The following is a 19,490-nucleotide window of genomic DNA, read 5'->3' as shown; positions in this document are numbered from 1 at the left end:
GCGTCAGCCGGGGGCTGGCGCTGGAAACGCCCCTGCGCCTCATGCTAGGCAATCGCGCCTTGTAGCGGAGACCACTTGTGTCCAGCCCACCTAACAACCGGATCTGCTTTGTGACCAATGGTACGCCTGAGGCCGATGCAGCTGCCACACGTCTCAAGGCCCGCTATGGCGATTACCCCCTGGATGTGGCTGACGTGGTCGTGGCCCTGGGCGGTGACGGCCTCATGCTGCAGACCCTCCACCGGGTCATGCGAACCGGCATCCCGGTCTACGGGATGAACTTCGGATCGGTCGGCTTCATGATGAATGCCTTCTCCGAGGACAACCTCGACCAGCGGCTCGATCTCGTGCAGCGCACCCGTATCTTCCCACTCTCCATGGATGTGGTGGACACCGCGGGCAAGACGCAGACAGCCTTGGCCCTCAACGAGGTCTCGCTGTTCCGCTCCACCTATCAGGCGGCCAAGATCCAGATCATTGTCGACGGAGAAACACGTCTCGAGGAGCTGATCTGCGACGGCGTGCTGCTGTCCACGCCGGCCGGCTCCACCGCCTATAACCTCTCCGCCCATGGTCCCATCCTGCCCATCGAGGCGGAATTGCTGGCCCTGACCCCGATCTCGCCCTTCCGGCCACGCCGTTGGCGCGGAGCCATCCTCTCCAATGGTGCCGTGGTGCGCTTCATTACCCGTGAAGCAGGCAAGCGCCCCGTCAGCGCCGTGGCTGACAACGTGGAATTCCAGAACGTCCTTGAAGTCACCATCAAGGAGGATCGGACGCAGGGCGTGACCTTGCTGTTCGATCCAGGCACCAGCCTCGAAGAGCGCGTCCTCAGCGAGCAGTTCCGTTTCTAGGCTGCCGGCAGCGACAGCCGGTCAGTCTCTACGTCCGGCAAAGCCATGGGGTTGATGGCGTCAAGCGCAAAAGCCGCCATCACGCCCCGCGCCGCGCTGCGCGCCAGGATGATGTTCTGCTCGCTGAGATAGGCAAAGGCCTCCTCCAGCTCCTCGGGGATCACCCCGCCATGTTCGGCGATCAATTCCTCGGTCACTGCCGTCACCACGTAATGCCGGGCCCCGGCATCGTCCGCGAGATCGCTGGTCCGCGCATGCAGCACCAGGCGCGCCAGGAGATTGCGCACCCCCTCGCCCAAGCCGCAGCGAACCAGCAGGGCATGCAGCGCCGGACGGCTTCCGCCCTCCAGCAAGGTAAACACCTTGTGCCGGGGCGTCTGTGCCAACTCCGCCAGACACTCGGCAAAGAACATGACATGCCCGGTCACCACCGCATGCAGCAGCACCCTCGTATTGACCTTGTCACCAACGATCAGGTCGCTGGCATAGGTGCCGCCACCCTTGATGACCTCTCGTTCGCCGATCGCCGCAAGAGCGGTGTCGCAACTGTTGCGCAGCAAGCGGGCCAAGCGGTCTTCGCCGACAGCACCGCACACGATGCGAGCGGTCCGCAAGACGGCCGAGACCTTCTGCACCAGTTGTAGGCGTGCCGCAGATGGCAAGTCCTTGCGCGCCAGCAAAGCGCCGCGCATCTCCGCCTCGTCGCTATGCCTTGAAGTCAAGTCAAGAAGAACCGCCTCGCCGAGTGCAACGTCATGCCGGCGCAGGATGCCGAGTGTGACCGGAGCCTGCCCCCGCTCGATGATGCTGGCCGCCAGGCGCGTGCTCAAGGTTGCCCGCTGGCTCACGGCCATCAGCATGGGCAGGTCCATCGTCTTGATCAAACCGACGAGGTCTGCATCGATCAGCACTGGCGAATACTGGATAACCGCGCGGGCAATGATGGCGCTGTCATGCAGCAGCGCCAGGATGATCGGCCGTGGCGCCTCGACTGAATGCAGCAGGCCATAGGCGAGTGCAGCCCGCACCTTCACCGAAGGATCATCGAGAAAGCCCATCAGCGCTGCATAGAGGGCAGCATGCTCGTCGGCAGGTCCGGTGTGATTCAAGTAGGCCAGTGCAGCCAGGTGGGCCGCGCTGCCGCGCTCTTCGCTGTCGGGCGACTGCGATAGCGACATGAACTCTTGATACGCAACCATTCCACTCTCCGCACGCCGGCGAAGATCATCCTAGCCGCCAAGATTTAAGGAACGGTTCACCCCGTCGGGCAACACCTTGCTAACCACTCTACTGGGCGTAGAGCTGGGTGAAAAAACCGCCACCGTCGCTCGTGCCTGTTGGCACTTCCTCTTCGTTCTTGAAGAGGCCGGAAAAGGACATGTTGGCGGGTGAAAAGCGGGAGGGCACGACCGGCGCTTCGGGGGCCTGCGGCTGGCTGGCCATCTGCTGCGCCGAAAACGCGGCATTGACCTCGCCGCCCTCGTGCTTGGCCACCAGGACGCGATAAACATCGCGGATGGTTCGTGGCTGCCCGTCAGAGTAAAAGATCGCCCGGTTTGCAGCCGCCTGCTTGGGAAAAAGGTTGGCCGCGATCTGGTCGGGATCTTGCAGACCCGCGTTGAACATCCTTTCGGCGCCCTGCGCCCCCAGAAAATGCGCGATATAGAGCTCTCCCGCGCTGGGCCGCCGGCCGAACCGGGCCTCCAGATACTCTCCGTTCGACTTGGTGAAGGCCGCAGCCAGGTCTGCCGCCATTTGCGGGTCCTTGCGCAGCTCCAGGATCTGCGCCCGCGCTTGCGGGTCGGCCACCACATAGTCACCGTCTCCGGTCCGCGAGATTTGCCCAGCGATTTCGCCATAGCCCAGCCGCGGACCCTCTTCCTTGAGAACCTGCAACCAGGTGGCCTCCAGGAACTGGAAAAGCCCCGTCGCCGAAGAGGTTTGCGCCTTCGCCTGCGGATTGAGGCTGCTTTCGCGGATGGCGGTTTGGAGCAGGTAGTCGAAATCGACGCCGTTCCGGTCACCCGCCGCCGTCAGCACATAAGCAAGGCTTTGTGGCACCGAGATTGGCTGTACGCCCATCGGAAGGCTCGTCCCGCAGATTCGCTCCGGCCACCATAGCCGCCAACGGTTAACCGCCCATTAACCAACCTTGCCAGGTACTTACTTCCGCCCCCAGTAGCTCACCACCTCGTCCAGAGCCGGACGGGGACGGTCCCCTATCGTGGTAGTCGGCGTCCCGACATGCACAATCCCGACGATGCGCTCCCCTGGCGCCACGCTAAGCATCGCCGCTGCTTCTTCATCAAAGGCGAACCAGCGCGTAACCCACGATGCGGCAAAGCCCAGCGCATGCGCGCCATGAACCAGGTTGAATGCCACATTGCCCGCCGACAGCAACTGCTCGAACTCGGGCACCTTGGGATGCTCCTTGGGCGACGAGATCACCACCAGGGTGAGCGGCGCTGGCAAGAACCGTTGCCGCTCGATTTCCAGGCTGGCTTCATCCGCTGCCGGATTGCGGCGCGCATGAATCTCCGCCAACCTGGCGCCCACCTCTGCCCGCGCATCGCCCTCTATCACCACCACCCGCCACGGATTGATCTTGCCATGATCGGGCACGCGCGTGCCGATCGTCAGCAATTGCTCCAGTTCGCTCGCGTTCGGACCCGGCTCCTTGAGGAACGCTATGCCCACTGAACGCCGCGTCAGCAGGTAGTCACGCGTCGAGGCATTGGGTGGCATGGGGTGTCTCCTTTGCCGTGAGCCATAGCGGCAATCAGGCGGCGGTGCACCGATAATTTGGCCCGGCCTCACTTCCAGTGTTTTCATCCGTCTGGCTCTGTGACACAGCTTCTTCCCAATCGTAGCCTATGACGACCAAATGCCGATCCTTGCTTCCCGGGAACCCCGATGCGCCTGCGACCAATCCTAGCTCTTCTTCTTGTGCTGGCCGTCGCAGTAGTGCCTGCTTGCCTCCTCCAAATTCCCGTCATGGCGCAGGAGACCGGTGAAGCTGGCAAGGGAGATATTCCCCCTTTGCCGCGGCCTCGCCCCGATCCTGATAGTTTGCCGCAGAGAACCGCGCCTGCCGGCAATCAAGGCTCGGACACGCCTGCTACCGATGCCATTACTGCGCTCACCTCTGCTCCACAGCCGGTGACCTTGACGGCAAGCATCACCCCTGACGGACCTGCAATCCCGGAAGGGTTGGTCTGGCGCGTTTTCGACACGGTACCCGATGCCACGGGCGAACTGGCACTTGTCGCCAAGTCTGAACTGGGTCAACCGACCGTGCAGCTTCCCCCTGGGGAATACGTAGTTCACGTCGCCTATGGCCGGGCGCAGACCAGCGAGCCCTTGTCAGTTGCGCCGGGCGCCAACCAGAAGACCTTCGTGCTGGAGGCCGGTGCTCTACGGCTCAACGCCGCAGTCACCGATGACATTGCCATCCCGCCCGATCTTTCGACCTTCGACATCCTGACATCAGGAGACGAAGGCAGCCGCACACCGATTGCCGAAGCCGTGCGACCGAACGACATTGTCACTCTCAACGCCGGCACCTACCACATTGTCTCGCACTTCGGCACCATCAACGCCGTCGTGCGGGCAGACCTGCGGGTCGAAGCTGGCCAGTTGACGGACGCGACGCTCTACCACCACGCCAGCCAGGTTTCATTCAAGCTCGTCTCCGAAGCGGGCGGCGAAGCCATTGCCGACGTGGAGTGGACGGTCAAAGCTGCCGCGGGTGAGACACTGTTCACCGAGCTGGGCGCTTTTCCGTCCACGGTTCTGGCGGAGGGAGACTATGTTGTGCTGGCCAAACAGGGGGAACAGGTCTTCGACCTTGAATTTCAAGTCCGGCCCGGTCCTGCGCAGGAGATCGAGGTCTTGACGACCGTCTACTGAACGTCACTTCTAGCGCCTATCGAGGAAATTATCGGAACGGCGCGTCGATCACATGCCGAAAACCCCTTTGGGAGAATGTACGATGGTATCCACCACCACAGCCGGGCGCGGAATCGCTCTTTTTGCCACCGCCTGCCTCCTCAGCGTTGCCCTGCCGGCAAATGTTGCCCTGGCCCAAAAGGTCAAGAACAAGGGCACGGCTGCAGAGGCCGCGCCGCTCTCGTCCTACGAACTGAGCATCCCCGAAATCGAGACCCTCGACTCCAATGTCGATGACGAAACCTTGCGCGACATCTTCAGCGGCCAGTTGGTCGACAATGCTGAAGCCCTCGCTGGCCTCGATGCCGCCAGCATTACCATCCCGGAAATCATCCTCGATGTAACGACAGAGGTCGATGGGGAAACGCGCGACACCACCATGACCTTCAACAATTTCGTCATGAACGATGTGGTCGATGGCCGTGCCGCCTCAGTGTCGCTGGGCGGCGTCGCCATGGATGCTGGGGAAGAAGGCTCCGCCGATTTCGGCGAACTCTCCGCCACCAATTTCGACATTGCCGGCATGCTCGCGCTCTACGGCTTGGTCGAGTCCGATGGCAGCACCGAGCTCAAGACCATTTATAGCGACTTTACCTTTGAAGGCGGCACCTTCGAAGCGCCTGAAATGTCGTGCACCATGGGCGCCATGGAAGTTGGCGAGCTCAAGGCGCGGCCGCTCGGTTCCTCCTTCGCTGACGCTTACGCGCTGCTCTCCTCGCTGGAAGAGGATGAAACACCCTCGCCCCAGGTCATGGGTGCGCTTGTGCGGCTCTATGCCGATATGTTCACCGCATTCGAAACCACCCCGGCGACCTTTGACGGCTTCGACTGCTCCGGTGAGGAAGACGGCAAGCCGATGAGCTTCAGCATCGCCGGCATGTCGATGGGTGGCATGAGCCCGGGCGTCTATCCCGAAGTCTCCATGGATGGTTTCGTGGTGGACGTCGAGGGCGAAGGCTCCTTCACCCTGGGCAATGTAACGATCAAGCAGATGGACCTCAGCGGTCCTTTGGCGGTGCTGCAGGATGCACCTGAAGTGCTGGACGAAGCCTGGTTCACGGAGAATGCCCGTGCGCTGATCCCCGCCTTCGAAGGCTTTTCCTTCAGCGACTTCAGCATGGACATCCCGGACCCCGAAATGGAGGGCAACCGGATAGTCGCCAGCGTCGGCAGCTTTGACCTGACCCTGGGCAGCTATCTCAACGGCATGCCCACGGACGTGGCGACCTCGGCCGAGAACATCGTTTTCGACCTCCCCGCCGACACCGAGGATGAGCAACTGCAGCAGCTGATCGACCTCGGCATCACCAGCATCGATACCGGCTTCACCTTCAACGCAGCCTGGAGCGAGGCTGAGGAAACCATCGCGATCGAAGAACTATCGATCACCGGCGCCGATCTGGCGACCGTCGTGCTGAGCGGAACCCTTGCGAACGCGACGGAAGCCCTGTTCAGCGCCGATGAGAACGAGGGACTGGCGGCAACCATGGCCCTCGCTATTCGGAACCTGACGCTGGATGTCCATGACGAAGGTCTCTCCGACATCATCCTTGCCAGCGTTGCCGCCGACCAGGGTTCAGACCCAGCCACCATGCGACCCGTCTTTGCAGGTCTGGCGGAAGGCTCCATCATCAGCGTTCTGGCTGGTGCCGCCGAGGCCCAGAAGGTTGGCGCAGCCGTCAGCAGCTTTGTCAGCGGCAAGGCCAAGCACTTGGCCATCGACATGACCGCCAAGGACGCAGCAGGAATCGGTTTGGTGGATTTCATGGCTGCCGAACAGGATCCAAGCGTCTTGGTCAGCAAGGTCGTCGTCGACGCCACGGCAAAGTAATTGAACAGGGGCCGCCTCTAGGCGGCCCCCGCTTCTTTAGGCCACTGCGCGTGCAGCCGCAGCCATGCCCCAGGCCAGCAGCGCCTCTGCCACTTCGGGCGTGCTCCCCTCGACATAGCAGCGCAGCTCGGGCGCATTGCCGGACGCACGGAAGTGCACCATGTCCCCCGAACGGGTGCGGAACTGCAGGCCGTCAATCTGCGACAGGTCGGCAATGCCATGCGGCTCGAAGATTGTGGCGGCATAGTCGCTGTCGCTTGACAGCCTGGATAGGAAAGCAGCGCTTCGTTCGCTCGGCACGTTCTGCAGCCGGTCCGCCAGCGCGTGCTGCAACGGCAGTTGCCGGACCAGTGCATCGACACTGGTGTCCTTGCCAGCTGCCAGGCCAAGCACACAGAGCAGCGGCAATAGGGCATCGCGGGTCGGCAACGCCGGCAGCGGGACTCCGGCCGCCGTGACCTTGTCGCCAACAAAGGTCCCGCCATTGGCCTCGAAGCCAATGACCGAACCCGGAGCCCCGGTCATGGCTTCGATCACATAGGGCGATCCAACGCGCGTACGGAGCACCCGCGAAAAGGATCCGGTCCGCTCGATACCCGAATTGGAGGTCACGGGCGTGACCACCGTCTGTGCACCAAGATAGCGCGCCGTGATCAGCCCCAGAACATCGCCACGCACGAACTGCCCCGCGGCGTCCATCAGCAAGGGCCGATCGCCATCGCCATCGGCCGAGATCAAGGCATCGAGACGCTGCTCGGCAATCCACTGCGGCAGCGGGGCGAAGACCTCGTCGCCGAACGCTTCAGTATCCACGGCCACGAAGACATCGCTCCGGCCCAGCGGAACAGCGTCCCCGCCATAGTGCACGACGATCCGCTTCAGCAAGTCGCGCGCGACCGTGGAGTGTTCGAAGACCCCAATGCGCCAGCCGCTCAGCGCGCCCTTCGGCAGCAGCGACGCACAACGTTCGAAGTAGCGCTCAGTAGCCGCGTCGAACGCGTCGGCGACGTCCCCGACAAGATCGGCAACCATTTCATTGCGCAGTTCAGCGAGGATCCCTGCCTCGTCCGCTTTGCTGATCTCGCCGACGGGCAGGTAAAACTTCAGCCCGTTGCGATCCGAGGGGATATGGCTGCCGGTCACCATGATCGCCGCGCATCCTGCAGCCATGGCATGGAGCGCCAGGGCTGGCGTCGGTACCGCACCGCAATCCACCGGCGTCAACCCTGCAGCAGCAATGGCGGCAGCGCAGTCACGCATGATGGCGTGGCTCGACGGGCGAAAATCGCGGCCGATGAACACCGTGCCGCCGCCGGCCTGACCCAGTTTCTCGAGGTGGCGGAGGAAGGCGGCCGTATAGCGCCGCGCAGCCTGTCCTTCCAGGTCCACTGCCAGGCCGCGCAATCCGCTGGTCCCGAACTTGAGGCTCGTGCCGCTCATCTCCGTCTCCGCTTCTTGTTTGCTTCGGTAGCGTCACCCGTCGAGCGGGCTGCCCCGGAGCTTCTTGACTTGCGAGCGGATGGATTTTCCCTCCAGCCGCCGCTGCTTGCTTGCGAGCGTTGGCCGCGTGGCCACGCGTGCCTTGGGCACCTGCGCTCCGGCCACCAGCAGCCCCACGAGCCGCTCCAGAGCATCCGCCCTGTTCATGGGTTGATCGCGATGCGTGTTCGCCGTGATGACGATGACGCCGTCCTTGGTTAGTCGCTTGCCGGCCAAGGACGAAACCCGCCGCTTCATCGCCTCGGGGACGCTCGGCGAGTTGGCGAGATCGAAGCGCAACTGCACCGCGCTCGACACCTTGTTGACATTCTGTCCACCCGGACCGGAGGCCCGGACGAAGCTCTCCTCGATCTCGGATGGGTCGATGGAGACGGAGCGGGTGATAACAATGGGGTCAGCCATCCCCGCTCCTCCACTATCGGCGCAGGCGGCCCGCGAAGATGATCTCACCCTCGTGGATGGTCAGGCCCTTGATGGTCGCCCGGTATTTTCCCGGCATGCCTTCGGCCTCGACTACCCAGCCCTTCTTGAGCATGCCGGCAAAGACCTTCTCGCCGATGTCCTTGAAGTCGCCCGGCCCCAACGCATTCTCTTCACCGAGATGCGTCAGGGCCTTGATCTCGCGATTGGACGGACGCTGCGGCATCAGGCAGCCTGCGCGGCCTTGAGGTCGGGCGGTGTTGCTTCCGCCATCAGCGCGACCAGCGCATCCATGAACGGCTCCACCTTCTGCCCTTCGGTGCCAAGGCGACGAACCGAGACGGTGCCCTCCTCGGCCTCGCGCTTGCCCACCACGAACATCAGCGGCACCTTGCCGACCGAATGCTCGCGCACCTTGTAGTTGATCTTCTCGTTGCGCGTATCGAGTTCGGCGCGAATGCCGCCGGCGCGCAGCTGGTTGACCAGCTTCTGCGCATACTCGTCCGCTTCCGAGACAATGGTCGCCACCACCACCTGCGTCGGGGCCAGCCACATCGGCATCTTGCCGGCATAGTTCTCGATCAGCATGCCGATGAAACGCTCGAGCGATCCCAGGATCGCGCGATGGAGCATCACCGCATATTTGCGTGATCCGTCCTCGGCCACATAGGTGGCGTCGAGCCGCTCGGGTAAGACATAGTCGAGCTGCAGCGTTCCGACCTGCCAGGAGCGTCCGATCGCGTCCCTAAGGTGAAATTCGAGCTTGGGTGCATAGAACGCTCCCTCGCCCTCGGCAATCTCGAAGTCATAACCCGTTGCTCGGAGCGCATCACCCAGCGCCTTCTCGGCCGCATCCCAGCGCTCGATGGTACCGCCGAACTTCTCCGGCCGCGTCGCCAGTTTGATGACCACGTTGTCAAAACCCATATGGCCATAGACCGAATAGAGCAGATGCACGAAATGCTCGGTTTCGCTCTGGATCTGGTCCTCGCGGCAGAAGATATGGGCGTCGTCCTGCGTCATCTGGCGCACGCGCATCAGCCCATGCAGCGCACCATGCGCCTCGTTGCGGTGGCAGCAGCCGAATTCTGCCATGCGCAGCGGCAGGTCGCGGTATGACTTGATGCCCTGGTTGAAGATCTGCACGTGTGCCGGACAGTTCATCGGCTTGAGCGCCATCAGGTCGCCCTTGCCCGACAGGACCGGACCTTCCTCTTCCGTGCCGGGCACCTCGTCGGGCACCACGAACATGTTCTCGCGATACTTGCCCCAGTGCCCCGACTGCTCCCAGAACTTGGAGCTCATCAGCTGGGGGGTCTTCACCTCGACATAGCCGGAAGAGTTTAGGCGGCGGCGGATATAGGCTTCCATCTGGTTGTAAAGAACATAGCCGCGCGGATGCCAGAACACCGATCCCTGCGCCTCGGGCTGGAAGTGGTAGAGGTCCATTTCCTGCCCGATCTTGCGGTGATCGCGCTTTTCGGCCTCTTCCATCATGTGGAGATAGGCTTCGAGCTCTTCCTTGCTTGCGAAAGCCGTGCCGTAGATGCGCGACAGCACCGGATTGTTGCTGTCGCCCCGCCAATAGGCGCCCGCCACTTTGGTCAGCTTGAACGCCATGCCGACATCCTTGACGGTGCGCATATGCGGCCCGCGGCAGAGGTCGATCCACTGCCCCTGCTTGTACATCTTGAGCGACTGGTCGGCCGGAATGGCATCCACCAGCTCCACCTTGAAGTTTTCGCCACGCGCATTGAAGAAGGCTTTCGCCTGATCGCGCGTCCAGATCTCCTTGGTGAAGGCGGCACCGCGGTCGATGATCTCGGCCATCTTCTTTTCGATAGCCGGGAAGTCTTCTTCCGAAAACGGCTCGTCACGCTTGAAGTCGTAATAGAAGCCGTTCTCGATCACCGGACCGATCGTCACCTGCGTATCGGGCCACAGCTCCTGCACCGCCTCCGCCAGCACGTGTGCGGCATCGTGTCGGATCAGTTCCAGCACGTCCTTGGATCCGCTGTCGCGCGTGACGAATTCGATGCGGCCGTCCTGCTCCAGCGGATCGCTGAGATCGCTGAGCACGCCGTTCCAGCGCATCGCCACCGTCTTCTTGGCCAGCGACTTGGAGATGCCCTCGACAACGGTGGTCCCAGTGGTGCCACGCGCATAGTCGCGAGCTGCACCGTCGGGGAACGTCACCTTGATCGTCATTTTAGGGTCTCCAGAATTGGACAATGGCAGCGAAATCGCTGCAAGAGCGCCTGTCTATCACGCTTTGCTTCTAATGCCAGCCTAATGCCAGCGCCCATAGTTCCAGGGCGCATACCACTTGGCACCTGCAGGCACACCTTCCGGCACCGGATCATAGCCATGCGTCCCGCCGGGGCGGCATCGCACGAAGCGGGCAAGACCCATCCAGCCACCGGGCCAGAACCCGAAACGCCATATGGCCGTGCTGGTATATTCCGAGCAAGTCGGCAAGTGGCGGCAGGTCCGCCCTGCAAAGGCCGAGAGCGTGTAGCGGTAGATGGTGATCAGGAATACCGCCGCGACCTTGAACGGCAGGTCCACTGCCCGCCAGAGATAGCTGCTGAACCGCTCCATCAAATTCGTGCCGTAACCGATTCTGCGGACTTAGCTTTCTCTAATGCCTCCACCACCGCATCGAAAACCAGCATGGTCGAAAGGTGCCGTGCCTTGAAGTCGCGCACCGGCTGGAGATAGCGAAGATCGCTCCAACGCCCCTCAGGTGGAGGACCATCCTGCCTGAGCATGGCCAGCATCTGCGCCTGCAACTGCCTGAATTCGCTGACTGGCGTTCCAACGATTTCCCTGGACACCACCGCAGCCGATGTCTGCCCCAGCGCACAGGCGGAGATGTCATGGCCATAGGCAACGATGATCTCGTTCTCAACCGCAACATCGACTTCGATCATCGAGCCGCAAACCCGACTGACTTTGCGGGCACTGACATGCGGGCGCGTCAACCGCCCCGGGTTAGGCGCATTCCCGGCGAGGTCCAGGATTTTCTGGGAATAGAGATCGCTAAGTTCCATTAACCGGACAATTCTGTTTCTTGTGAGCGCTCGGCGCCCCTCTTATATAGAGGCTGATACGCAGAGTGTCAGGCTCGACTGCCGCACCTGCCTTTTTCGCTCTGGTCTCGCGGAATGGCCAAGCGTTTAGGAGCCGACCAACATGGACGCGATGACCAAGCCGATCGGCGCCCTTCGCACTTCCACTGCCCTCCCCTCGCGCCCGACGCGCGAGGAAGCGGAGGCTGCCGTGCGCACGCTTCTTGCCTGGGCCGGTGATGACCCTAACCGCGAGGGTCTGCTGGAAACGCCGGCACGCGTGGTGCGGGCCTATGGCGAGTTTTTTGGCGGCTATGACGAAGACGCCGGCGCCATACTCGCCAAGACCTTCAAGGAAGTCGGCGGCTACGACGATATCGTTCTGGTCAAGGACATTCCCTTCAGCTCCCATTGCGAACATCACATGGTACCCTTCGTCGGCAAGGCACACATCGCCTACCTGCCTCAGGAAGGCGTGGTAGGCCTCTCCAAGCTTGCTCGCCTTGTGGATGTCTTCGCCCGGCGCCTGCAGACCCAGGAAAATCTCACCGCGCAGATCATTGACGCCATAAACGAGCATCTGCATCCCCGCGGCGCGGCCGTGATGCTCGAGGCTGAACACATGTGTATGTCGATGCGCGGTGTTCGCGCCCATGGAGCCGCCACCGTGACGCACCGGTTTACAGGCACTTTTGCCGAGGACCGCGTTGAGCAGGATCGCTTCTACGCCATGATCCGGCGTTAGAGCCGCTGGAGCTGACATGACAATTGTTTTTGCTGACCCTGCTGGGCTGTCGCATGAACAGCTGGAGGAAGGCTCGGCCTTTTCACCGCGTTTTGACCCGAGCGGCCTCATCACGGTAGTGACTGTCGAGCATGGCAGCAATGATGTGCTGATGCTCGCTCACATGAATGCCGAAGCCCTGTCGCTTACGCTGGAGACGGGCATCGCACACTATTGGTCACGCTCCCGCGGCAAGCTCTGGAAAAAGGGCGAGACGTCGGGTGAATTGCAGCAGGTTGTCGAACTTCGCACCGATTGCGACCAGGACGCGCTGGTGCTGGTGGTGAAGCAAACCGGCAGGGGCGCGGCCTGTCACACCGGGCGCAAGAGTTGCTTTTACCGCACCGTCCAGCTCGTGGAGGGGCAGGCTGTATTGACTGACACCCTTCAGCCCCGGCTATTCGACCCAAATGAGGTCTACGGGCACTGAAACGCGTGCGGCAATTGCGCACGGATTCACGGCTTTGTGAGATTAAGGCAGCTTGTGCCTTAAAATGGCGGGAATCGTCGGACTTTTTGACGCCAATCACGTAGCGCCGCCGCGTTCAAACGGGCCAGGAGCTATGTTCCTTGCGAATGCCCGCTATGCAACAACTTTTTGCTCTAGGCGGCGTTCGCGCTTTGCCGAAGAAGTCGGCCAAACGAGACCCATAGGGCATTGTGTTGAAGCGTCACATTCCAACTCCGCACACGCGTCGTCAGTTCCTTAAGGGACTGGCAGCAATCTCTCTTCTGGCCACGACGTCGCTCTCCACACCGGCTCTCGCACAAATCGAAACGGCGAAGGAATTTGCCTTCGATTTCGACAGCTTCAGCCAGAGAATGCAGACCTTGGCGGCTGAACCTTTCAAGCCGGCACCAGACGTGCTGCCAGAGGCCTTCAAGGGCCTCGATTACGACGCCTATCGCCGCATCCAGTACCGCACCGAAGCCAGTAAGTGGGCGGCAGAGGATTTGGGCTACCGCCTGCAGGCCTTCCACATGGGCTGGCTGTTCCCTGAGCCCGTCTATGTCTATGAGATCGTGGACGGCAAAGCCCACTCTATCGGCTTCAGCGCGGCTGATTTCGACTACCACGATGAAGCCGTCAGCGAGGCCGCCTCGGCTGCGGAGTTCCCGGGCGTTGCCGGCTTTCGGGTGAACTACCCGATGAACCGCCCCGGCACCTACGATGAAGTCGTCTCCTTCCTCGGCGCCAGTTACTTTCGCGCCTTGGGCCGTAACAATGTCTATGGCCTGAGTGCCCGTGGCCTGCTGATGAACTCATGGCTCGATGTGCCTGAGGAATTTCCCCGCTTCTCCGAATTCTATGCTGAAAAGCCTGTGTCCGGTGGCCCGCTCACCGTTTACGCCGCGCTTGAAAGCCAGAGCGTCACGGGCGCCTATCGCTTTCTGATTACGCCGGCGCGCGACACGCGGCAGGAAACCATCATGGAAGTGACGGCCCGGCTGTTTTTCCGGGCTGACGTCAAGGAGCTCGGCGTTGCCCCGCTGACCTCCATGTTCCTTTATGCCGAAGCTAACCGCGCCGGGTTCGACGATTACAGGCCACAAGTCCATGACAGCAACGGGCTGCTCATCGAGATGGAAACGGGCGAGGTGCTGTGGCGCGCGCTCAACAACTCGAGCACGCTGGGCAATTCGTACTTCGCCGAGCACAATCCGCGCGCCTTTGGCCTCTACCAGCGCGGGCGCGACTTCGAGACCTATCAGGACGCCGGAGCACACTACGAGCGTCGCCCCTCGCTGCGCATCGAGCCTATCGGCGATTGGGGCCAGGGCATGGTGCGCCTGATCGAGATCCCGGCCAAGCTCGAGGCCGACGACAATATCGGGGCGTTCTGGGTGCCTGCGGAGCAGGTAACTGCCGGCAGCTCGCGCGAGTTCAGCTACCGCATGGTTTGGGGTGATCTGAACCCCGGCGCCGACGCGTCGCTCGCCTATGTAGCTGAAACGCGCAGCGGCGTTGGCGGCGTTTCGGGTGTCGAATCCAAGGCCTCGTTCCGTAAGTTCGTCATCGACTTCGAAGGTGGGGATCTCGCGGGTATGACCGAGGAAGATGAACTCGACGTCCTTGCGACAACCAGCGCGGGAACCATTGTGAGTTCCGTGCTTTCTCGTGTCGAAGCTAATGGTGTCTGGCGCCTGGTGCTCGATGTGGAAACCGACGGAACGGTGCCGCTCGAGCTCAAGGCCTATGTCGTTGGCCTGGGGCGCAAACTTACCGAAACTTGGCTCTATCAGTGGAGGCCCGAAGCATGAAGCATAGCGGAGAATTCCCCATGGCCAGGTCTCTGCCTGACGCCCCGCTCGACATGCCCAAGCAGATGCTCGAACGGCGGAGCTTCTTCGACGTGATCCGGCTGACTCTATCGGCGATTACCGGTCGATAGGTCGACCAGGAGCCTCATGCGTCGTTCTACCGCTCTTCGCCTATTGGCATTATCGCTTGCTGCCGCGCTGACGATTACCGGCGCCTACGTTTTCCTGCGCCTCACCGGCCAGGGCGGCGTGACAGCAATCGATCTGTTGCGTACGGCCCTCGTCGTGCTTACCGGTTTCTGGCTGATCTGGGGCAGTGCTGCAGCCATCCTGGGCGTGCTTACGCCCTCAAGGCTCATCCAGGGCGAGCCGACGCAGGCGCCCAAGGGCATGACCGCCATTTTGGTGCCCGTTTACAACGAGGACCCGGTCGCCACCTTCTCGCGTATCGCTGCCATGAACCGCAGCCTCGTTGCCTTGGGCATCGCTGAGCGCTTCCATTTCGTCATCCTTTCCGACACGCAAGTGATGGAAACAGCCGCGCTTGAGGTCGTTTGGTTCAATCGGCTGATCGACGAACCCATGGGCGCCGGCCGCATCTTCTATCGCCGGCGCGAGCGCAATGTCGGCCGCAAGGCTGGCAATATCGAAGATTTCGTCGCTCGCTCAGGCGGTGCCTACGACTACGCCCTGATCCTTGACGCTGATAGCCTCATGGAAGGGGCGACCATTGGCGAAATGGCACGGCGGATGGATGCCGATCCTCAGCTCGGCCTGTTCCAGACCGTGCCGCACGTGATCAACGCGCGCACCCTGTTCGGCCGGTCGCTTCAGTTTGCCGCCGCTTACTTGTCGCCCACCTTTGCGCGCGGCGCCGCGATGATGCAGGGCAATGAGGGTCCCTATTGGGGTCACAACGCCATTGTTCGGGTACGTGCATTTGCTGCCAGCTGCGGCCTGCCTGAACTGTCCGGCAAACCCCCTTTCGGCGGCCACATCCTTAGCCACGACTATGTCGAAGCAGCACTGCTGTCGCGCGCCGGGTGGAAGGTGCAGATGGACCCGGCCCTGCCCGGCTCCTTCGAGGAAGGCCCCGACAACCTCATTGAATATGCCAAGCGCGATCGCCGCTGGTGCCAGGGCAACCTGCAGCACGCCCGCCTCGTCGGTGCGCCCGGTCTCAAGTTCTGGAGCCGCTTCATCTTCCTGCAGGGCATCATGGCCTATCTGGCTTCCCCACTCTGGCTCCTGCTTCTGGTCGCCAGCATGGTAGCGTTAGTACCGGAACAACCGTCTGTTGTCCGTGGCTTCAGCAAGACCGACATCAGCGCCTGGACCCTGCCTATCGCCGTCGCCGCCATCTTGCTCCTGCCCAAGTTAGCCATATGGTTGCGCAGCATCCTGGACGGACGCAACCGCTCCTTTGGCGGAACGCTTGCCGCTGGCGGATCGGTGGTTGGCGAAATCGTGCTCTCGACCCTCCTCGCGCCCACCCTGCTATTTCTTCAGAGCCGCGCTGTCATCCAGGTGCTGCTCGGCATCGATGGCGGGTGGCCCGCGACACGCCGCGGCCAGAACTGGATCAGCCTCGCCGATGCCTGGCGCGCGAGCTGGTGGATCGTGGCCATTGCAGCAGCAACGCTTGCAGGGGCCGTGCTGCTTGCCTCCGGCAGCGCAATTTGGGTGGCTCCAGCCATGCTGCCTGCCCTCCTTGCGCCGGTCTTGATCTCCTGGACCTCACGCCCCAAGCGCGGCACTGCTACGCCCAAACTCTTCGCCACGGATTCAGAGCTTGCACCGAGTTCCGTAATCAAGGAACAACGCGCCATCATGACGGCCTGGACCATTCAGGGCTCATCGATCGAGGCCGATGCTGCGTCTGTGAGAACGCCAACACATGTCATTGCCTGAACTGGCGTCCCATCGCGCTGCGGGCCTGCTTGGCCCCAGCCTGATCCGTGCTGTCCTGCCGTCCGCTGCACCAAAGGAGACTAGTGCTCCGGTCGGACGTGACGCGCGCCTCGACATGTTTCGCGGCATTGCGCTGGTGATGATCTTCGTCAACCACGTGCCGGGCACGGTCTACGAGAACTTTACCAACCGCAATTTTGGCTTTTCCGACGCGGCCGAAGCCTTCGTCTTCATGTCCGGCATGGCCGCCGGATTAGCCTATTCCAACCGCTTCCGCAGCGGCAGCCTCTGGGCCGCCACGGCCAAGGTCTGGGCGCGCGCGCGTCAGCTCTACCTGGTCCACATCGCCATCACTATGGCGAGCCTGGCTATCTTTGCGGCGGGCGCCCTCTGGTTCGATCTGCCGGAGCTTCTGACAAAGAACAACGTCGCCCCTCTGTTCCAGAAGCCGCTAAGCACCATCATTGGAATTCCGCTGCTCAGTCACCAGTTGGGCTATCTCAACATCCTGCCGCTCTATATGACCCTGCTGCTGATCACGCCGCTAGTGCTGCTCGCGGGTCTGCGAAAGCCCTGGCTCGTGCTGTCGGCCTCGATACTTCTTTGGGCCGTGGCCGGACAGTTCCGGCTCAACCTGCCGGCCTTTCCCAATTCCGGCGGCTGGTTCTTCGATCCCTTCGCCTGGCAAATCCTTTTCGTGATAGGTCTCCTGTCCGGAGCGGCGATGAAAGCGGGCAGCCGCTTCATCCCCTACCATCGCGTGCTGTTTGCCGCCTGCGGCCTGTTCCTGCTGCTGGTCCTGCTCTGGATGAAGGTTCCGCCCGTGGGCAAGCTCGGGATGAGCGGCCTTTCTGCGCTGTCACAGGCGGGTTTGCCCTTCTACATCACCTGGTTCGACAAGACCTTTCTGGCGCTCCCGCGCCTGCTGCATGCGCTGGCGCTGTTCTATTTCCTAGGTCACCTACCGGTGATGCAGCGCCTAGCCAGTTCCGCGATTGCGGCCCCCCTTCGTCTCATGGGACGCCAAGGGCTCGCCGTCTTTTCCATCGGCACCGTCCTCAGCATGTTCCTTCAAGCCGTCAAGTCTGCCCGGCAGCCCGACCCTATCTTCGACGGCTTGATCCTCGGCGGTGGCCTGCTTTTTCTGGTTGCCCTTGCCTGGCTCCTCACGAGAACGGCGGAGCTGAGCCGCAGCAAGGTGCCGAGCGCGCCTTAGTGGCGGCGCTCGAAAAGCCCGACCATCAGGATACCGGCGAAGAAGCCGCCGAGATGCGCCTGCCAGGCCACTGACATTTCCATGCCGGTGACGAGCGGCAGCAACGGCACTGCAGCATTGAGTACCACCCAGATCAGGATAAAGAACCGTGCCCGGTTGTCGCGCAACAAGTCGCCGAAGCTCGCGAGGCGCCGGCCGAGCACCATGCGCTCGCCCGTTTCGGGATGCTGCGCTACGATGACGGGCTGGAAGATGAACCGCACGGCCGCTCCGGTCAGCCCCGCGACACCGCCCGAAGCGCCGATCAGGTACGAGCCCGAGAGCAGCGTTGTGGCTGCAAAGAGCGCTGCGCCGGCCGCGGCGGACACAAAGAAGATGATCAACATCGGGCCCGCTCCATAGCGCCGCGCCAGTGGGGTCGCAAAGATCGCGAACCAGGCGGTGTTCACCAGAACATGCTCCCAGCCGCCATGCAGAAGAGCATGGGTGAACGGCGTCCACAGCAGCGGCACGGCAAGGGACGGATCAGTGGGCGCCGCCACGATGCGAAGCGGCTGGAAGGCGAGCCAGAAGATCAGCTGCAGATAGCCGTCCTGATTAAGCGCATAGGTTGATGCCAGATGAATCGCGAGCAGGACGCCGATCATCGCGGTGACAGCGCCTGGCAACAGGAAGATCGGCTCCCGCCCCTTTTGCTCTGGATTCACCGGCGTCTCGCCTTGTTCAATCATCGCTTCGCTCCGACTCGCTGGCGTCCTGCGCCTCTGGCTGTTCTTTTCCACATGGCAGCCCCCGCGTTAACCTTAACTTTCCTTTAAGAGCGCTTTTGCCGCCGGCTTTTGCCAATGTCTCGGAGCGGCGAAAGCGTTCCACGGGGGGAACGCTGGCGACAGGCTGATCGGGTCCAATCAGAATGCAAAAGAACAGCACCAGAACGCTTTACGAATACTGGAACTCGATCCGAGGTTCGCGTAGCGCACCCGACCGCAAGGATATCGATCCGACGCGCATTCGCGAGGCACTGGCCAACACGTTCATTCTGGAACTCGACGAGAGCGACAAGTTCTCCTTCCGCCTCGCCGGGTCCCATCTTTGCACCAGCTATTGCCGCGAGCTCAAGGGCCGCTCCTTCAGCGCCCTCTGGCACGAGCGCGACCACGACGCCATGGACACACTGATCCGGGCTGTCACCGAAGATCATGCCGTCGCCCTGGTGACCTTCCAGGGCACCACTGCCCTGCACACCAAGGTCAGCTTTGAAACCATCCTGATGCCGCTGCGTCACAACGGCTCGACACATACGCGGTTGCTTGGCGCGATGACGGCACTGGAAGAGCCCTACTGGCTGGGCGTGCAGCCGATCATGGAACAGCGCATCACCGGGCTGCGCCTGATCTGGCCCGATGACATGGGCACGGAAGACTCGGTGCGCGAAGTGGCGGCGAGTGTCGTCAACGAGAGCAGCTTCAGCGGCGGCGCTTCGCCGATGGGCCTGCCTGCTGTGGTCTATGGTCGTACCGCACGTCGCTACGCCCATCTTGCCGTAATTGACGGCGGTCGCCAGTAATCGGCATTTTCGTCAAATCAGCGCCATTGCATACTGACTTGCGGAACGGCATGTCAGGTATTTGTCACCTTGCGTTAACCAGAAGCGGTTAGGTTTGCGCAAGTAATCGAATGTGCTGGCGGTCTG

At 62.1% G+C, this 19,490-nt stretch carries 19 protein-coding genes; 9 read left to right on the top strand and 10 right to left on the bottom strand.

Annotation, left to right across the window (positions count from 1 at the left end; all coding sequences use genetic code 11):
* The first annotated feature begins 77 nt into the window (after positions 1 to 77).
* Positions 78 to 854, top strand: coding sequence for an NAD kinase (locus VIL88_RS04645; RefSeq protein WP_331986491.1), 777 nt, complete (start codon positions 78 to 80; stop codon positions 852 to 854).
* On the opposite strand, the gene VIL88_RS04640 is transcribed toward VIL88_RS04645, so the two are convergent.
* From VIL88_RS04640 to VIL88_RS04630, 3 genes are all read right to left on the bottom strand, one after another.
* The gene (locus tag VIL88_RS04640) at positions 851 to 2,053 is read right to left on the bottom strand and encodes a DUF2336 domain-containing protein (RefSeq protein ID WP_331986490.1); all 1,203 of its coding nucleotides are present in this window, start codon (positions 2,051 to 2,053) and stop codon (positions 851 to 853) included. The two genes, VIL88_RS04645 and VIL88_RS04640, sit on opposite strands and share 4 nt — an antisense overlap.
* Before the next feature lie 88 nt (positions 2,054 to 2,141).
* Complete coding sequence (locus tag VIL88_RS04635) at positions 2,142 to 2,936, bottom strand: transglycosylase SLT domain-containing protein (RefSeq protein WP_331986488.1); 795 nt, start codon at positions 2,934 to 2,936, stop codon at positions 2,142 to 2,144.
* 81 nt (positions 2,937 to 3,017) lie between these two features.
* A complete protein-coding gene (locus VIL88_RS04630) occupies positions 3,018 to 3,599 on the bottom strand; it encodes a nitroreductase (protein ID WP_331986486.1) in 582 nt (193 codons plus the stop codon).
* Between the two features lie 168 nt (positions 3,600 to 3,767).
* Between VIL88_RS04630 and VIL88_RS04625 the strand changes: the two genes are divergently transcribed.
* Both VIL88_RS04625 and VIL88_RS04620 read left to right on the top strand, forming a co-directional pair.
* The gene (locus VIL88_RS04625) at positions 3,768 to 4,763 is read left to right on the top strand and encodes a hypothetical protein (protein WP_331986484.1); all 996 of its coding nucleotides are present in this window, start codon (positions 3,768 to 3,770) and stop codon (positions 4,761 to 4,763) included.
* 82 nt (positions 4,764 to 4,845) lie between these two features.
* Positions 4,846 to 6,633, top strand: coding sequence for a hypothetical protein (locus VIL88_RS04620; RefSeq protein ID WP_331986482.1), 1,788 nt, complete (start codon positions 4,846 to 4,848; stop codon positions 6,631 to 6,633).
* A gap of 36 nt (positions 6,634 to 6,669) precedes the next feature.
* Here the strand turns inward: VIL88_RS04620 and VIL88_RS04615 are convergent, their stop codons facing one another.
* From VIL88_RS04615 to VIL88_RS04590, 6 genes are all read right to left on the bottom strand, one after another.
* A complete protein-coding gene (locus VIL88_RS04615; RefSeq protein ID WP_331986480.1) occupies positions 6,670 to 8,073 on the bottom strand; it encodes a phosphomannomutase in 1,404 nt (467 codons plus the stop codon).
* 33 nt (positions 8,074 to 8,106) lie between these two features.
* Positions 8,107 to 8,535, bottom strand: a complete 429-nt coding sequence (arfB, locus tag VIL88_RS04610; RefSeq protein WP_331986478.1) for an alternative ribosome rescue aminoacyl-tRNA hydrolase ArfB — start codon at positions 8,533 to 8,535, stop codon at positions 8,107 to 8,109.
* Positions 8,536 to 8,548: 13 nt separating this feature from the next.
* The gene (locus tag VIL88_RS04605; RefSeq protein WP_331986476.1) at positions 8,549 to 8,779 is read right to left on the bottom strand and encodes a hypothetical protein; all 231 of its coding nucleotides are present in this window, start codon (positions 8,777 to 8,779) and stop codon (positions 8,549 to 8,551) included.
* Positions 8,779 to 10,761 (bottom strand): threonine--tRNA ligase, encoded by a 1,983-nt coding sequence (gene thrS, locus VIL88_RS04600; protein ID WP_331986474.1) that lies wholly within the window; start codon positions 10,759 to 10,761, stop codon positions 8,779 to 8,781. Before thrS ends, VIL88_RS04605 begins: the two co-directional genes overlap by 1 nt.
* Positions 10,762 to 10,842: 81 nt before the next feature.
* A complete protein-coding gene (yidD, locus tag VIL88_RS04595; protein ID WP_331986472.1) occupies positions 10,843 to 11,154 on the bottom strand; it encodes a membrane protein insertion efficiency factor YidD in 312 nt (103 codons plus the stop codon).
* Positions 11,154 to 11,606, bottom strand: coding sequence for an iron-sulfur cluster assembly scaffold protein (locus VIL88_RS04590; protein ID WP_331986470.1), 453 nt, complete (start codon positions 11,604 to 11,606; stop codon positions 11,154 to 11,156). Before VIL88_RS04590 ends, yidD begins: the two co-directional genes overlap by 1 nt.
* Positions 11,607 to 11,748: 142 nt before the next feature.
* Here VIL88_RS04590 and folE point away from each other — a divergent pair, with 142 nt between their 5' ends.
* The 5 genes from folE (at position 11,749) to VIL88_RS04565 (ending at position 17,797) form a co-directional block, all read left to right on the top strand.
* A complete protein-coding gene (folE, locus tag VIL88_RS04585) occupies positions 11,749 to 12,369 on the top strand; it encodes a GTP cyclohydrolase I FolE (RefSeq protein ID WP_331986468.1) in 621 nt (206 codons plus the stop codon).
* Between the two features lie 16 nt (positions 12,370 to 12,385).
* A complete protein-coding gene (gene hisI / locus VIL88_RS04580) occupies positions 12,386 to 12,838 on the top strand; it encodes a phosphoribosyl-AMP cyclohydrolase (protein WP_331986466.1) in 453 nt (150 codons plus the stop codon).
* A 233-nt stretch (positions 12,839 to 13,071) separates the two neighbouring features.
* Positions 13,072 to 14,670 carry a glucan biosynthesis protein G gene (locus tag VIL88_RS04575; protein WP_331986464.1) on the top strand — a complete coding sequence of 533 codons (1,599 nt, stop codon included), beginning with the start codon at positions 13,072 to 13,074 and terminating at the stop codon, positions 14,668 to 14,670.
* Positions 14,671 to 14,817: 147 nt separating this feature from the next.
* Positions 14,818 to 16,581, top strand: a complete 1,764-nt coding sequence (mdoH, locus tag VIL88_RS04570) for a glucans biosynthesis glucosyltransferase MdoH (RefSeq protein WP_331986462.1) — start codon at positions 14,818 to 14,820, stop codon at positions 16,579 to 16,581.
* Positions 16,568 to 17,797 (top strand): OpgC domain-containing protein, encoded by a 1,230-nt coding sequence (locus VIL88_RS04565; RefSeq protein WP_331986460.1) that lies wholly within the window; start codon positions 16,568 to 16,570, stop codon positions 17,795 to 17,797. Before mdoH ends, VIL88_RS04565 begins: the two co-directional genes overlap by 14 nt.
* Here VIL88_RS04565 and VIL88_RS04560 read toward each other — a convergent pair.
* Entirely contained in the window at positions 17,794 to 18,528 is a 735-nt protein-coding gene (locus VIL88_RS04560; RefSeq protein ID WP_331986458.1) for a rhomboid family intramembrane serine protease, read from the bottom strand. The two genes, VIL88_RS04565 and VIL88_RS04560, sit on opposite strands and share 4 nt — an antisense overlap.
* Positions 18,529 to 18,710: 182 nt before the next feature.
* Here VIL88_RS04560 and VIL88_RS04555 point away from each other — a divergent pair, with 182 nt between their 5' ends.
* Positions 18,711 to 19,364 carry a PAS domain-containing protein gene (locus VIL88_RS04555; RefSeq protein WP_331986456.1) on the top strand — a complete coding sequence of 218 codons (654 nt, stop codon included), beginning with the start codon at positions 18,711 to 18,713 and terminating at the stop codon, positions 19,362 to 19,364.
* Positions 19,365 to 19,490 lie beyond the last annotated feature (126 nt).

The sequence above is a fragment of the Devosia sp. genome, from assembly GCF_036563435.1.
Taxonomy (GTDB): domain Bacteria; phylum Pseudomonadota; class Alphaproteobacteria; order Rhizobiales; family Devosiaceae; genus Devosia.
Note: the sequence above shows the minus strand (reverse complement) of the source record. Positions and strands in the feature narration are given on the sequence as shown.